Below are 14,172 nucleotides of genomic sequence, written 5' to 3'. Positions count from 1 at the left end.
GGCATCTGCGATCTGTCTGCCATGGATCAATGAGCCATGGCGGCGCGCTCCTGCAGCAGCTGGCGGGTGAACACGTCCGGCGGCACCGCCTCGGAAATGAGGAAGCCCTGGGCGCAATCGCAACGCAGGCGGCGCAGCAGCGCCAGCTCCTCTGGGTGCTCGACGCCCTCGGCGATCACCTCCAGCCCCAATTGCCTGCCGAGCTTGACGATGCTCTCCAGCGCCGCCGCCAGGCCTTCGTCGTCCACGCAACCGTGCACCAGCGCGCGGTCGATCTTCAGCTCCGTGAACGGCGTGGAGACCAGGTTGTACAGCGAGCTGTAGCCCTGGCCGAAATCGTCCTGGGCCAGGCCGAAGCCCTTCATGCGCAGGCGGCAGGTGCCGGCGTAGTAGTTGGCCGGCGTCGCCGTGCTGCTGCATTCGAGCAGTTCGAAAACGATGTGCGCCGGCACGCCGCCCTGGGTGGCGACGAAGGCGGCGAGGCGATCCGGCAACTCGGCATCGTCCAGCAGATGGGTCGGCAGGTTCACCGCCACCGACAGGTGAAAGCCGAGCTGGCTCCAGTTGGCCTGGGCCTGCAGCGCCTGTCCGAGCACCGTCCATAGCAATGCCTCGTCCAGCCCGGCGGCGGTCAGCGCCGGCATGAAGCTCCCCGGGTACAGCACGCCGTGGACCGGATGTTGCCAGCGCACCAGGGCTTCGGCCGCGACGATGCGGCCGTCGATCAGCGAGGCCTTGGGCTGGAACCAGGCGCGGAACTGGCCTTGCGCCAGGGCTTCTTCCAGCGCTTCGCGGGTCGGCGTCGGGATGACCGGCGCACGCCGCTGCTCGGCGCGCTCCTGGCGTACGACGAGCTTCTCTAGCAGGCGGCGGATCACCGGCGCACGAGCCGGCTTGGCGATCTGTTCGAGCACGGTGATGCCATGGGCGCGGGCGACCATGCAGGCGCTGCCCATCAACGGGCGCGACGCCGAACTCATGATCGCCAGCAGCGGCGGATCGCTCAGCGCGGCGAGCCGCTGGATCAGCTGCACACCATCGAGACCGGGCATCATCAGGTCGCTGACCACCAGGTCGAAACGCTCCCGCGCCAGCCAGCGCAGCGCCTCGGCGCCATCCTCGGCGGCGCGCAGTTCCAGCACGCCCTGCTCGCGGAACAGGTTGAGCAGGTACTCGCGCTGGAAGGGTTGGTCTTCGACGATCAGGATTCGCTGATGTCGCATGGCGGCACCTCCGCGGGCAGGCTGGTCAGGCAGTGGCGCAGGGTGCGCAGGTCCACCGGCTTGAGCAGGCAGAGGTTCATGCCGGCGGCGAGGCAACGGTCGTTTTCCTCGTGCATGGCGTTGGCGGTGGCGCCGATGATCGGCCCGCGGTAGCCGCGCTGGCGCAGCGCCCGGGCCAGTTCGTAGCCGTTGAGGTGGGGCATGTTGACGTCGGTGAGCACCACGTCGAAGGACTCCGGCTGCCAGCGGGCGAGTGCCTGCCGGCCGTCGCTGGCAAGTTCGACGGTGCAGCCGAGCGTCTCCAGCTGGTCACGCAGGATCAGCTGGTTGATCGGGTTGTCCTCCACCAGCAGCACGCGCAGGCCGAGGCCGATATCGGGCAGTGACTCGTGCAGGCGCGCGGCTTCGCCGCCGACGCAGCCCTGCGCGGAGGCCAGGGCGCGGCGCAGTCCTTCGAGGTTGTAGCGCCCCACGTGCCAGTCGCAGCCCTCCTGGCGCGGCAGCTCGCCGCCCAGGTCGCTGATCAGCACCCGGCAACCCCGCCAGGCGGGCAGCGGCGTGCGGTCATGGGGATTGACGCGCAGGTCCACCAGCACACTGGTGGCGTCGTCCTCGACCGGCTGATCGCACGCCACCACCTGGGCGCGCGCGCCCCAGCGGGTGATCCAGCCGCACAGGCATTCGGCCAGCTCGCGGTTGGGCGCATGCACCCAGACCATGGCGTTGCTCAGCCGGGGCTCGCCGGGGGGATGCCGGTCCACGCAGTGCAGCGGCAGGCTGACGGAGAAGCTGCTGCCCAGGCCAACGTCGCTGACCACCCGCAGGCGCCCGCCCATCAGTTCGGTGAGGCGCTTGCAGATCGACAGGCCGAGGCCGGTGCCGCCGGCCATGCGCGCCTGGCCGGAGACCTGGTAGAAGGCGTCGAAGAGGTTCGCCTGCTGGTCCTCGGGAATACCGATGCCGGTGTCCGCCACCTGCCAGTGCAGGGTGTCCTGCCCGTCCTCGCCCGGCTCTGCGCGAACACGCAGGACGATGCGCCCGCTGTCTGTGAACTTCACCGCATTGCTCAGCAGGTTGTTGAGGATCTGGCGGATGCGCACGGCGTCGCCCAGCATCCGCTCGGGCATCTGCGGGTCGCAGCAAGCGTAGATCTGCAGGCCCTTGGCGCGGGCCGCGGCGGCGTATGCCTGGACGCTGTCGAGGCTCAGCTCCAGCGGGGAGAACTCCACCGGTTCCAGGCCCAGTTGGCCGACCTCGATCTTCGAGACGTCGAGCACGTCGCTGATCAATTGCAGCAGGGTCGAGGAGGAGCGCTGGATGGCGCGCAGGTAGCCCGACTGCTGGTGGTCCAGGGCGGTGCGGCCAAGCAGTTCGAGGGTGCCGAGCACGCCATACAGCGGGGTGCGGATCTCGTGGCTCATGGTCGCCAGGAACAGCGTCTTGGCCTCGTTGGCGGCGTCGGACAGGCGCTTGGCTTCGGCCAGCGCCGCTTCGGTCTGCTTGCGCGCGCTGATGTCGCTGAAGGCGCAGCAAAGCACTTCCTCGCCCTTATAGCGGGCGGGCGTGTAGCTCAGGTAGAGGTGCCGGCCGGTGTGGGTTTCCACCTCCTCGCAGCCGCCCTCCTCGCCACTGTTGAAGCCGCGCTCCAGCCAGCCGTGGCTCCAGTAGCGGCGCTCGTCGCCCGTGCCGAGCCACTGCTGGGCGAGACGGTTCTCCAGCACCACCTCGGCATCGCTGCGACGCAATACGCAAAGCGCCACCGGGGCGGTCTGGATCATGGCGCGGGAGAAGCCCTCGTTCTCCACCAGGGCGTCCAGACGGTGCTGCGCCGGGCCGATCAACCGGCGGTCGATGCGCCGGCACATGCCCCAGACCAGCAGCGAACAGCCCAGCAGGAACAGCAGCGAGGCCAGCACCCGCGGCCACATCGGCACCAGCAGTTCGGCCAGGTTGAAGTAGTAGATCAGCGACCAGTCGGAGCTCCCTAGGTGCTTGAGCAGCGCCAGGTGGCTGGGCAGCAGGCCGGGGCCGCTGAAGGCGAAGTGGTCGCCCTGCCAGATGTCGCTGAACTGCAGCCCGAGCTGCGGCGTGACCGCGCTGCCGAGGATCGCCCGGTGCTCGCGGTCCAGCAGCAGGAAGCGCCCGGCCTCGGGCACGCCCAGGGCGGCGGCGAGGTCGGCGCCGTACAATTCCAGGCCCAGCCAGCCGTTGTCCTGTTCGCGGGTCACGCGGGTGAACAGGTACTGCCGCGCCTGCGGGTCGGTCGGGTCGGCGAGCCAGCGCACCTGCTGCTCTTCCTTCGGCGTGCCGGGTTGCCCGAGTGCTTCGAGGACCGCGGGCGGCACCACGGCGTTGAGCGCCGGCGCCCCGTACAGGCGGGTGACGACCCGGTCCCCCGCGGGCGATACGTAGATCAGGTTCAGTCGCTTGGCTTCCAGCTCCGACAGGTCGCGGCCGGACAGCGCCAGGCTCCAGTTGGAATCCGGCTCGCCAAGGGTGACGAAGACCTGCTCATGGGGCGGCACCGGCACGCTCAGCTGGCGCCATTGCAGCAACGGCTCGCGGGCCCTCCAGGTGACGCCACGGCTGAGGTGCTCCAGCAGCGATTCGCGTTGGCCGAGGTAGTCCTGGGCCTCGTACATGGCGGCATTCATCTGCCGGCGCAGCTGCGACACTTCGCTGTTGAAACTCGCGGCGAGGAACAGGCCCAGGGTGAAGAACAGGCAGGCGATCACCACCCAGGCCAGCAGACGAAGGAGCTTTCGGGCCGCCTTCGGGGTGGAAAAGGATGAATCCTGACGACGAAGGAACTGCTTGAGTTTCATGGCCGCCAGCCTGGCGAAAAGCTTGCCAGGCGGACATCAGACAAATCTAAAAAGCGGGGAAATGCGGGCTGGAACCCGTCGCGGCTCCACACCTCTGATACAGACATATGCTTGGCATATGTTAAACTATGGACCTCAGGTTTCGTTCCCCTTGACCAGGAGGTGCACCATGCCGACCACCACCGTTTCCCTGTTCCGCAATGGCAAGAACCAGGCCGTCCGAATCCCCCGGGACATGGAGTTCAAGGGCGTGACCGAGTTGGTGATGACCCGTGAAGGCGACACCCTGACGCTGCGTCCGGCCCGCCCCACCTGGAGCAGCCTGGCCGACCTTGAGCCCATCGATGCCGACATCCTGTCCGATCGGCCCACGATGATCGAACCCGGCCGGGTCGATTTCAGCGACGACGAGGAGTGACCTGTGGCGGCTCCCGTGACCTACATGCTCGATACCAACATCTGCTCGCTCATCATGCGCAAGAACCCACCGCAGGTTCTGCAGCGACTGCAGCACGCCGCGGAAGCCGGCAATCGGCTGGTGATCTCAGCCATCACCTATGCGGAGCTGCGCTACGGCGCGGCATCGCCCAAAGCTCCCCGAGCAGTGACGGCATGGATCGACGCGCTGGTTCAGCGTCTGGATGACGTGCTGCCCTGGGATAGCGACGCCGTGGATGCCTCCGCGAAGCTGATGCGGCAACTGCTCGACGCGGGGACGCCGATCGGCCCGAACGACACGGGCATCGCCGGGCATGCCCTGGCGACCCAATGCATCGTCGTGACCAACAACACCCGCGAGTTTCGCCGGGTACCGGGGCTGCTCGTCGAGGACTGGTGCAGCGATCAGCCGACCTGACGGAGCCTCATGGCGCCAGGGCGCCCCGGCCAGCGTCGCTACCTCACGACCGATCCAGCAACCCGCTCGCCCGCTGCACGCGCCGCTCCGTCGCCGCTTCCAGCACCTGCCAGCCGCGCCCGGCGCTGGCCAGGGTGAACCATTGGCGCGCGCGGGTGATGCCGGTGTAGACCAGTTCGCGGGTGAGGATGGGGTTGAGGCTGTCGGGCAGCAGCAGCGCGGCGTGGGTGAACTCCGAGCCCTGGGACTTGTGCACGGTCATGGCGAACACGGTTTCCACCGCTTGCAGGCGGCTGGGGAGGATCCAGCGGATGGCATCGGTGCCGTCGCCGGCCGGGAAGGCCACGCGCGCCACCCAACGCACCGTGCCGTCGTCGGCCGCCTGCGGTAGCGCCAGGGTGATGCCGATGTCGCCGTTCATCAGGCCCAGGCCGTAGTCGTTGCGGGTGACCAGCACCGGGCGGCCGGCGAACCAGCCGCTCGCCGAGGGGATCAACCCTTCGCGCTGCAGCAGTTCGCCGACCAGGCTGTTCAACCCCTCCACACCCCAGGGCCCGCGACGCAACGCGCAGAGCAACTGGAACTGGCCGTGGGCCTGCAGCACCTGCCTGGCCCAGCCGTCCAGCGCGGCCTGGTCGGCGTCGTCCGCCGGGCGGGCGCCGCTGACCAGGCGCAGGTAGTGGGCGTACCCCACCGGGCCGAACAGGTCGCCACAGCGCCCGCCGTCGATCACCAGGTCGCGCAGGCGGCGGGTGTCCTGGGCGTCCACGGCGATGCGGGCGAGGTCTTCGTGCTGCGCCTTCCACACCTGGCGCAAGGCCGGGACATCGCCGGCGTTGACCGCCTCGGCCAGTTGGCCGATACCGCTGGCGGCGCTGAAACGGTGGCTGTGGCGGAGCATGGCCACGGCCTGGTCGAGGTCGCTGCCCTGTTCGTCCAGCAGCACCGGATCGATCTGCTCACCGGTCACCGCTTCCAGCCAGTCACGGGTGGCCGGGCGATAATGGCCTTCGCGGGCGCGGCTGCACAGCTCGCCCAGCACCGCGCCGGCTTCCACCGAGGCCAACTGGTCCTTGTCGCCGAGCAGGATCAATCGCGCACGCGGCGGCAAGGCGGCGAGCAGCGAGGCCATCATCTCCAGGTCGACCATCGAGGCTTCGTCCACCACCAGCAGCTCCAGCGCCAGCGGGTTGCCGGCGTGGTGGCGGAACTGGCGGCTGTCCGGCCGGCTGCCGAGCAGGCGGTGCAGCGTGGTGACGTCGGTGGGGATCTCCCGGCGCACGGCTTCGCCATCGGGCAGCGCGTCCAGCTTCAGGCCCTTCACCGCGCCGGAAATCGATTCGTTGAGGCGCGCCGCCGCCTTGCCGGTGGGCGCGGCGAGGCGGATACGCAGCGGTCGGCCGCCCTCCTCCAGCGCCAGGCTTTGCAGCAGCGCCAGCAGCTTCACCACGGTGGTCGTCTTGCCGGTGCCGGGGCCGCCGGTGACGATGCCGAAGGCGTTGCCCGCGACCAGTGCGCAGGCGAGCTTCTGCCAGTCGGCCGGCGCGCCGGGCTTCTTCGGGAACAGCGCATCCAGCGCCCGGCGCAGGGGCGCGGCGGGCAGCGCGGCACGCAGCGCATCGCCCTGTCGCAGGCGTTGATCGATGCCGGCGCGCACGTCGCGCTCGTACTGCCAATAACGACGCAGGTACAAGCGTCGGCCGGCCAGCACCAGGGGCGTGTCGCCGGGGCCGTCGCCGACCAGCCGCGGGTCGTTGAGCACGGCGCGCCAGCCGTCGAGGTCGAAGCCGTCCAGCAGCACGCCGGGCAGCTCCGGGGCATCCTTGGCCGAGTCGCCTTCCGGCGGCAGGGACAGGGCGAAGCGGCTGTCGGCCAGGGTCGCTTCCAGGTCGAGGCAGACGTGCCCACGGCCGAGCTGGTGACTGGCCAGGGCGGCGGCGAGAATCAGCAGCGGGTTGGCATCCGGCGCGCGCTCCACCAGGAAGATCGCGAAGGCGCGGTCCAGCTCGCGCAGCCAGCCGCGCTCGGCCCAGCGGCCGATCAGGTCGAGCATCTGGGTGGTGCTCTTCATGCGGTCACCTGTGCTCGGAACAGCCGGTCCAGCTCGTCCATCAGCGCCTTGGGCGGCCGCTCCAGGTACATGCCCTGGGTTGCCGAGGCACTGCCGCGCAGGAACAGGTACATCGCGCCTCCGATGTGGCGGTCGTAGTCGTAGTCGGGCAGGCGCGCCTGCAACAACCGGTGCAGGGCGAACAGGTAGAGCGCGTACTGCAGGTCGTAGCGGTGCTCCAGCAAGGCCTCGCGCAGCGCCGTGGCGGTGTAGGCCTCGTCGTCGGCGCCCAGCCAGTTGGACTTGTAGTCGGCCACGTAGTAGCGCCCTTCGTGCTCGAACACCAGGTCGATGAAGCCCTTGAGCATGCCGTTGAGCTGGTTCGCCTGCAATGTCGGCCGAGGCGCGCCGCCGAGGGTATGGCGGATCACGGCGGCGTCCAGGCGTTGGGTGTCGACATGGCGGGTGGCGAACCAGAACTCCATTTCCTTCTGGAAGGTGGTCAGCCCGGCGAGGCTGACCGGCGCCGCGTCGGGCACACGGAATGCCGTGCGCAGGTACTGGCCGAGCCAGCCGGCGAGCGGCTCGATCCACTCGTCCCAGCCGCGCACGGCGCAGCGCCGGGCGACCTGGTCGCGCAACGTGTCGTCGTCGGCGTTGAAGCCCTCGTCGGCGGCCCACTCCAGCAACCCATGGAGGAAGCTGCCGGGGTTCGCGCCGCGCGGGAAGGCGTGCAGGCTGAACGGCGCGGGCACGGCCTCGAGCACCCGCTGTTCTTCCAGGCTGCTTTCGCGCAGCAGGTCTTCGTCAGCGCTGATGGGCTCGTCGGCGGCCGGCGCCGGGGCGACGTCGTTGTCGCCCTCCTCGGCTCCCTCGGTGGCCAGGTTCGCCAGCGCGGAATAGCTGGCGATCCACCATTTCTCCGCCACGCGGCGGCGTGGCTCCCGAGCGGCGCCCAGCTCACCGCGTTGCACACCGACGAACAGGTCCGTGCCGATGTCCGGTGCCGGCTGCAGGACGATTTCCGCAAGGCCAGCCTGCAGGTCGCCCAGCCGCGCGGTCACGTCCTCGACGCTCAGCGCGTTGCCGCCACCGAGCAGGTAGCCCATGGCGCCCTTGTGCAGTTCGGGGTTCTTGCTGTTGCTCATCACCAGCGGCGCCATGCCCAGCCAGACGGCGTGGCGCGCCCGGGTCAGGGCCACGTAGAGCAGGCGCATGTCCTCGCTCAGGCGCTCGTCGTTGGCCTGCTGGAACGCCGCCTTGGCCAGCTCCTTGTCGCGGGACAATTCCACCACGCGCGCCTCGCCGGACTGGAAGCTCGGCGGCGTGCCGCTCTTGCCGTCCAGCTCGCGCCAGGTGCAGATGAAAGGCAGCAGCACCAGCGGGTATTCGAGGCCCTTGGACTTGTGGATGGTCACCACCTTGATCAGGTCGGCGTCGCTTTCCAGGCGCAGGATTTCCTCGCTGGAGGGATTCTCCAGCTGTTCGGCGAGCACCCGCAGCAACGCGTGTTCGCCGTCCACTTCAACGGCCTCGCGCTGCAGCCATTCGGCCAGGTGCAGCAGGTTGGTCAGGCTGCGTTCGCCGTCGGCTTCGCGCAGCAGGCGCGCCGGCAGGGCGAAGTCGGCGAGCAGGCGGCGCAGCATCGGCAGCACGCCCTGCTGCTGCCAGAGCACGCGATAATCGCGGAAGCGCAGGACCATGTCTTCCCAGAAGCGCTCGTCCTGGTTCAGCCGCTCCAGGGTCGCCCAGTCCAGCGCCAGGCTGCGGGTGGCCAGGGCGATGCGCAGGGCGCCGTCATCGCCGGGGTCGGCACAGGCGCGAAGCCAGTGCAGCAGGTCGATGGCTTCGGCGCTGTCGAACACCGAATCACGGTCGGACAGGTAGACGCTGGCGAGCCGGCGCTTCGCCAGTTCGCCGCGCACCGCTTCAGCCTCGCTGCGGCCGCGCACGAGGATGGCGATATCCGCGGGGCGCAGCGCGCGCCATTGGCCATCCGCCGCGCGGAAGCCGCTCTGCGCGGAGCTCAGCCAGCGCTGGATGGCGCTGGCCGTGCGCGCGGCCATTTCCTGGCGATACAGGGTGGAGCCGCAGACCTGGCCCTCGTTGTCCAGCTGCCAGAAGGTCATGGCCGGCGCTTCGCTGCCTTCGAGCAGCAGCGCTTCATCGCGCCCGCGCGCGCCCACGTCGAGGAAGGGCACGGGGTTGTCCTGGCCCTCCACGGCGAAGCGGAAGGCCCCGCGCGGGTGGCTTTCGGCGAACAGGAAGCAGCGGTTGGCCGCCTTGACCATGGCCAGGGTCGAGCGGAAGTTGGTGCCCAGCGTGTAATGCCGCCCGGCGGTGGCGGCGCGGGCGCGCAGGTAGGTGTGGATGTCGGCGCCACGGAAGGCGTAGATCGCCTGCTTGGGGTCGCCGATCATGAACAGGCCGAGGTTCCTCGGGTTCTCGCCGATGCGGTAGACGCGCTCGAAGATGCGGTACTGCAGCGGGTCGGTGTCCTGGAATTCGTCGATCAGGGCGACCGGGAACTGCTCGCGGATGCGCTCGGCCAGGCGCTCGCCGCCGCTGCCGGCCAGCGCGCGGTCGAGGCGCACCAGCAGGTCGTCGAAGCCCAGTTCGGCGCGCTTCTGCTTTTCCACTTCGAGGGTGTGCCGCACTTCGCCCAGCGCGTGCAGCAGCAGTTGCGGGGCGATGTCCGGGCGCCCTTCGGCGCGCTCGACCCAGGCGTCGATGGCCAGCAGCGCCGGGTGTTCCGGCACCACGGCCTTGGCTTTCACCTTGATCCGCGTCTGGCCGAACTTCGCCAGGTTGTCCGGCGCGTCCGCGCCTTCGCTCCAGGCATCCAGCGCGTCGATCCAGCCGGCGAACACGGCGTCGTCATCCTTGCCGCGATAGCTGTTGCCGTTGAGGTCGCCGCGCAGGTTGCGCAGCAGTTCGGCGATGCCCTCGCGGTCCGCCGCCCAGGCTTCGCGGGCGCGGGCTTCGGCGGCCGCGAGGTCGTCGTAGAACTGGCCGGTGGCCTCCAGCAGCTCGGCCAGCGAGGCCGGCGCCGTCAGCGGCTGGTCCGCATAGCGGAAGCCGGCTTCCTGCGCCGCCAGCAGCGGTTGCAGTGCGCGGGCCAGGGCTTCGGGGCCGGCGTAGCAGTGGCGCACGGCATTGGCCGCGGCCACGCCCAGCGGGTAGAAGTTGCGCCGCCAGTAGTCGCGCACGGCTTCGGCGAGCAGCTCGCTCTGGTCGGCGGCGAGGTCCTGGGTGAACAGGCTGCCGCTGTCGAAGGCGTGCTCGCGCAGCATGCGGTAGCACCAGCTGTGGATGGTGGAGACGGCCGCCTCGTCCATCCACTCGGCGGCCAGGCGCAGCAGTCGCGCGCAGCCGGGCCAGCGCTCGGGGGCGTAGCTGTCGCGCAGCGTCACCAGCAGGCCGTCGTGTTTCTGCACGGGCTCGGCGAAGCAGCGCGCCGCCTCGCCCAGGCGCGCGCGGATACGCTCGCGCAGCTCCTGGGTCGCGGCTTCGGTGAAGGTCACCACGAGGATTTCCGGCGGGCTCAGCGGCCGGCCGAACGCTGCCTGCTCACCGCCGTGGTCCAGCACCAGGCGCACGTAGAGCAAGGCGATGGTGAAGGTCTTGCCGGTACCGGCGCTGGCCTCGATCAGCCGGCTGCCGTGCAGCGGGAACTCGAGGGGATTCAGCGCTTGTGCGACGGCGCTCATGAGTCCTGCTCCTTGCGCTGCACAATCGAGAACAGCGGCCCGTACAGCGCTTCGGCCCAGGCGCCGAATTCACCGCTGGCAGCGAGCGCGGCGAAGTCGGGATAGACCCGCGCCAGCGCCGCCGACGACGACGCCTCGCCGCTCAGGTTGAAGCCGCCGTCATAGCGCTTGGCGGCTTCGCGGGCGGCGCGCTCTTCATCGTCTCCGGCGGCGAGCCAGGCGAAGGCCGCCTTGCACGCCACCGGCAGCGGACGGCTCATGCCCTCAAACCACGCCTGCATCAGCGCATCCAGTTCGGCGCGCGCGTCCTGCGCCGGCAGCGGCGGGAACTCCAGCGTGCCGGTCAGGCCGATCAACACGCTGGTCACCGGTTCGCCACACAGTTGCAAGGCGAGATGGCGCACCCACGGACGCACCAGGCCATGCCATTTGTAGCCCTTGCCTTCGTGCAGCTTGCCGCTGACCAGTTGCAGGCTGGCGAGCTGGCCGTCGGCGTTGCGGCGCAGGCCGCCGAGCCAGTCGGCCAGTTCGATGCCGGCATGTACGTGGCTCAGTTCGCGCTGCTCGTCCTCCACCTGCGACCAATGCTCCAGTTGCTCGCGGTAGCGCGCCAGCAGGTCGTGCAGCGGCGCCACCAGCGCCTGGGCGGAAAAGTCTCCGAAGGCCGCCAGCGGCAGGCGGCCCTCGCGGCGCAGACGTTCGACCTGGGCGGTGAGCTGCGCCGCCAGTTGCTCGCCCTGCCAGTGCTGCTCCACCCAGGGGCGCAGGCGCTCGCAGAGTTCGAACTGCAACTGCCACACGTCGAGGCCATTCAGCTCGAACGGTTCTTCGTCCTGGCCGATGAGTTGCTCCTCGCCGAAGCGCACCTTCAGGCGCTGCAGGAAGAATGCACCGACCGGGTTGGCGAGGAAGTCGGCGAGCACGCGCAGGCCAATGGGTGCGTCCAGCACGGGGGGCGCTAGCGCGGCCTCGGTCGTCGCGGCGTCATGCTCCCGGTGCACATCGCGCCACTCCCGGGCATAGGTGTAGAGGCCATCGATGCCGTGCGCCGCAGGCGCCTCGAAATAGGCGCGGCTGAAGGGTTGCAGCGGGTGTTCCAGGGTCAGCGCGTGCAGCAGGTCGCCGCCATCGGCGCTGCGCCAGCCGGCGGCGAGGTGATCGCGCAGTTGGCCGATCAGCACCGACGGCGGACGCTCGCTGTTGTCGCGGATGCTCCGCCCCACCCAGCTGACGTAGAGCTGGCGGCGCGCCGAGAGCAGCGCCTCGAGCAGCAGGTAGCGGTCGTCCTCGCGCCGCGAACGGTCGCCGGGACGGTAGTCATTGCGCATCAGGTCGAAGTCCAGCGGCGATTGCGGGCGCGGGTAGTCGCCATCGTTCATCCCCAGCAGACAGACCAGCTGGAAGGGAATCGCGCGCATCGGCATCAGCGTGCAGAAGCTCACCGCACCGGCGAGGAAGCGCTGGTTCAGGCCGCCGGCATCCAGGCCGCCGAGCCAGGCCTCGCGCACCACCGAGAGTGGCAGCGGGTCCGTGAAGCCGGCGTGGCCGCAGGTTTCCAGCCAGCCTTCGAGCAGGTTCAGCAGGTGCTGGCGCAGCAGTTCATCGTGGTCGTCGGTGCCCCGGAAGAAGTCGTCCAGCAGGCGGCGCAGGCGCTGCACCCAGGTGCTCGCATCGGCTTCCTCGGCGAGCAGTTCGCAGGCGTTCTCCAGCGCGCCGAGCAGCCCGGCCAGCGGGCCGAGGGCGGCGGCGTCGAGACCGCCGATTTCCCCGTAGGGCTGGATGCCCTGGAAGGCCTCGCCCTCGCCCACCGCGAAGCCCAGCAGCATGCGCCGCAGGCCGAAGCGCCAGCTGTTGGCTTCGGCGGCGGCGGGTAGCCCCAGGCGTTCGCGCTGCTGGCCGTCGAGGCCCCAGCGTACGCCGGCGCCGTCGATCCAGCGGCGCAGCAGCGGCAGGTCGGCGTCGGCCAGGCCGAAGCGCGCGCGCAGCGCGGCGACGTCCAGCAGGTCGAGGATTTCGCTCACCGCGAAACGGCTGTCGGGCAGCCGCAGCAGGTGCTCCAGCGCCACCAGCAGCGGCTCGCGGCCGCGCTGGCCCTGGTCGGCCAGGGTGTAGGGGATGAAGCGCTTGTCGTCACGGGCGATCTGGCCGAACACGGCTTCGATGTGCGGCGCGTAGGGGTTGATGTCCGGCACCATGACGATCACGTCGCGCGGCCGCAGCGTGGGGTCAGCGTCGAAGCGCGCGAGCAGCTGGTCGTGAAGGATTTCCACTTCGCGCTGGGCGCTGTGGGCCACGTGGAAGCGCACCGAGTCGTCGACCTGCGGGTCCACTGCCGGCCAGTGTTCGCGGGTTTCGTCGAGCGGCCGCAGCTCGAGGATGTCGTCCTGCAACTGGCCGAGCAGGCTGGACGGCTCCACCTCGCTGAACAGGTCGATACGCCCGTTGCTCACGGCGCCCAGGCGCGCGCGATAGCTTTCCGGGTCGTCGTACTGGTCGAGCAGGTTGATGTAGTCGCGGCCCTGCTTGCCCCAGGCCGCCAGCAGGGGCTGGGCGTACTGGTGCTGCTGGTCGTCGCTGAGCAGCTCGGGGGTGCCGGCGCGGCGGCGCTGGCGGCGGTATTCGTGGCGCAGCAGGTCCTTGTCGGCAACGATGTCGGCCCAGTGGTGGCGGCAGGGGTTGTGCACGCACAACAGCACCTGGGCGTGGCGCGCGAGCACCGCCAGGGCCTCCACGGTCTGCGCGGGCATCGCGGAGATGCCGAACACGACGACACGGCGCGGCAGGTTGGGCAGCGGCTGCTCGGCGCCCTTCAGCCGCTCGATGAAGCGCCCGTGCACGCCGGCCCGGCTGGTGGCCAGCCCTTCGGGGCCGACATCCTCGAGCAGCGCGCGCCACAGCGCGGCCTGCCAGCGGTTGTCGGCGTCCAGTTCGCGCACGCTGCCGTTGGCCAGGCGCAGCTGGTCGACGCCGCGGCTCCAGTCCTCCAGCCAGTCGGCGCGATAGACCTGATACTGGTCGAACAGGTCGGCCAGGCGTTCGGCCAGTTGATGGCGCTTGCGCAGGTCGGCGTCGTCGGCAAGGAAGCGCTGCAGGGTGGCGAACTCGTCCCGTTCCAGCAGCGTCGGCAGCAGGCGCATCAGGCGCCAGGTCAGCGGGCCCTTGTCGAGCACCGAGACCTCGGGAATCTCGTCGCGCCCCAACGCGCCGCGATAGGCGCGCCAGAGAAACTGCGCGGGCAACTGCACGTCCACGGCCGCGGTGACACCGCAGCCGCCCTCCGCCACATCGCGCCCCAGCGCCAGCTTCAGCCACTGCGCGATGCCGTTGCTCTGCACCAGGATGACCTCGTTCTCCAGCGGCGCCAGCGGGTGCAGGCTCATCCACTGCACCAGCAGGTCGCGCAGCGCTTCCGGATGGTTGCCGTGGATCACCATCAGGCCGGGGGTCAGTCGCTGCTCGGTCATCGTGTCTCCAGGGTCGGGCGAGCAGCCGTTGCCCGCGAAGTACG

Annotated in this window: 7 protein-coding genes; 2 read left to right on the top strand and 5 right to left on the bottom strand. The window is 70.0% G+C overall.

The features are described from left to right. Positions 1–26: 26 nt before the first annotated feature. Both N0B71_RS14285 and N0B71_RS14280 read right to left on the bottom strand, forming a co-directional pair. A complete protein-coding gene (locus N0B71_RS14285; protein WP_259753225.1) occupies positions 27–1,223 on the bottom strand; it encodes an EAL domain-containing response regulator in 1,197 nt (398 codons plus the stop codon). Next, positions 1,202–4,048 (bottom strand): ATP-binding protein, encoded by a 2,847-nt coding sequence (locus N0B71_RS14280; RefSeq protein WP_259753224.1) that lies wholly within the window; start codon positions 4,046–4,048, stop codon positions 1,202–1,204. The genes N0B71_RS14285 and N0B71_RS14280 overlap by 22 nt, the downstream gene beginning before the upstream one ends. 169 nt (positions 4,049–4,217) lie before the next feature. On the opposite strand from N0B71_RS14280, the gene vapB reads away from it, so the two are divergent. After that, positions 4,218–4,466 carry a type II toxin-antitoxin system VapB family antitoxin gene (gene vapB, locus N0B71_RS14275; protein WP_259753223.1) on the top strand — a complete coding sequence of 83 codons (249 nt, stop codon included), beginning with the start codon at positions 4,218–4,220 and terminating at the stop codon, positions 4,464–4,466. A 24-nt stretch (positions 4,467–4,490) separates the two neighbouring features. After that, a complete protein-coding gene (locus tag N0B71_RS14270) occupies positions 4,491–4,904 on the top strand; it encodes a type II toxin-antitoxin system VapC family toxin (protein WP_259753222.1) in 414 nt (137 codons plus the stop codon). Between the two features lie 43 nt (positions 4,905–4,947). Here the strand turns inward: N0B71_RS14270 and recD are convergent, their stop codons facing one another. Genes recD through recC form a run of 3 tightly spaced genes read right to left on the bottom strand, consistent with a single transcriptional unit; the run spans position 4,948 to position 14,128 of the window. Beyond that, positions 4,948–6,975, bottom strand: coding sequence for an exodeoxyribonuclease V subunit alpha (recD, locus tag N0B71_RS14265; RefSeq protein WP_259759463.1), 2,028 nt, complete (start codon positions 6,973–6,975; stop codon positions 4,948–4,950). Continuing rightward, on the bottom strand, positions 6,972–10,664 hold the full coding sequence (gene recB, locus N0B71_RS14260) for an exodeoxyribonuclease V subunit beta (RefSeq protein WP_259759462.1): 3,693 nt from the start codon (positions 10,662–10,664) through the stop codon (positions 6,972–6,974). Before recB ends, recD begins: the two co-directional genes overlap by 4 nt. Beyond that, entirely contained in the window at positions 10,661–14,128 is a 3,468-nt protein-coding gene (gene recC, locus N0B71_RS14255) for an exodeoxyribonuclease V subunit gamma (protein ID WP_259759461.1), read from the bottom strand. Before recC ends, recB begins: the two co-directional genes overlap by 4 nt. Positions 14,129–14,172: the final 44 nt, after the last annotated feature.

This window comes from Pseudomonas sp. GCEP-101, from assembly GCF_025133575.1.
Taxonomy (GTDB): domain Bacteria; phylum Pseudomonadota; class Gammaproteobacteria; order Pseudomonadales; family Pseudomonadaceae; genus Pseudomonas; species Pseudomonas nitroreducens_B.
This window is presented reverse-complemented; position numbering and strand designations above follow the sequence as displayed.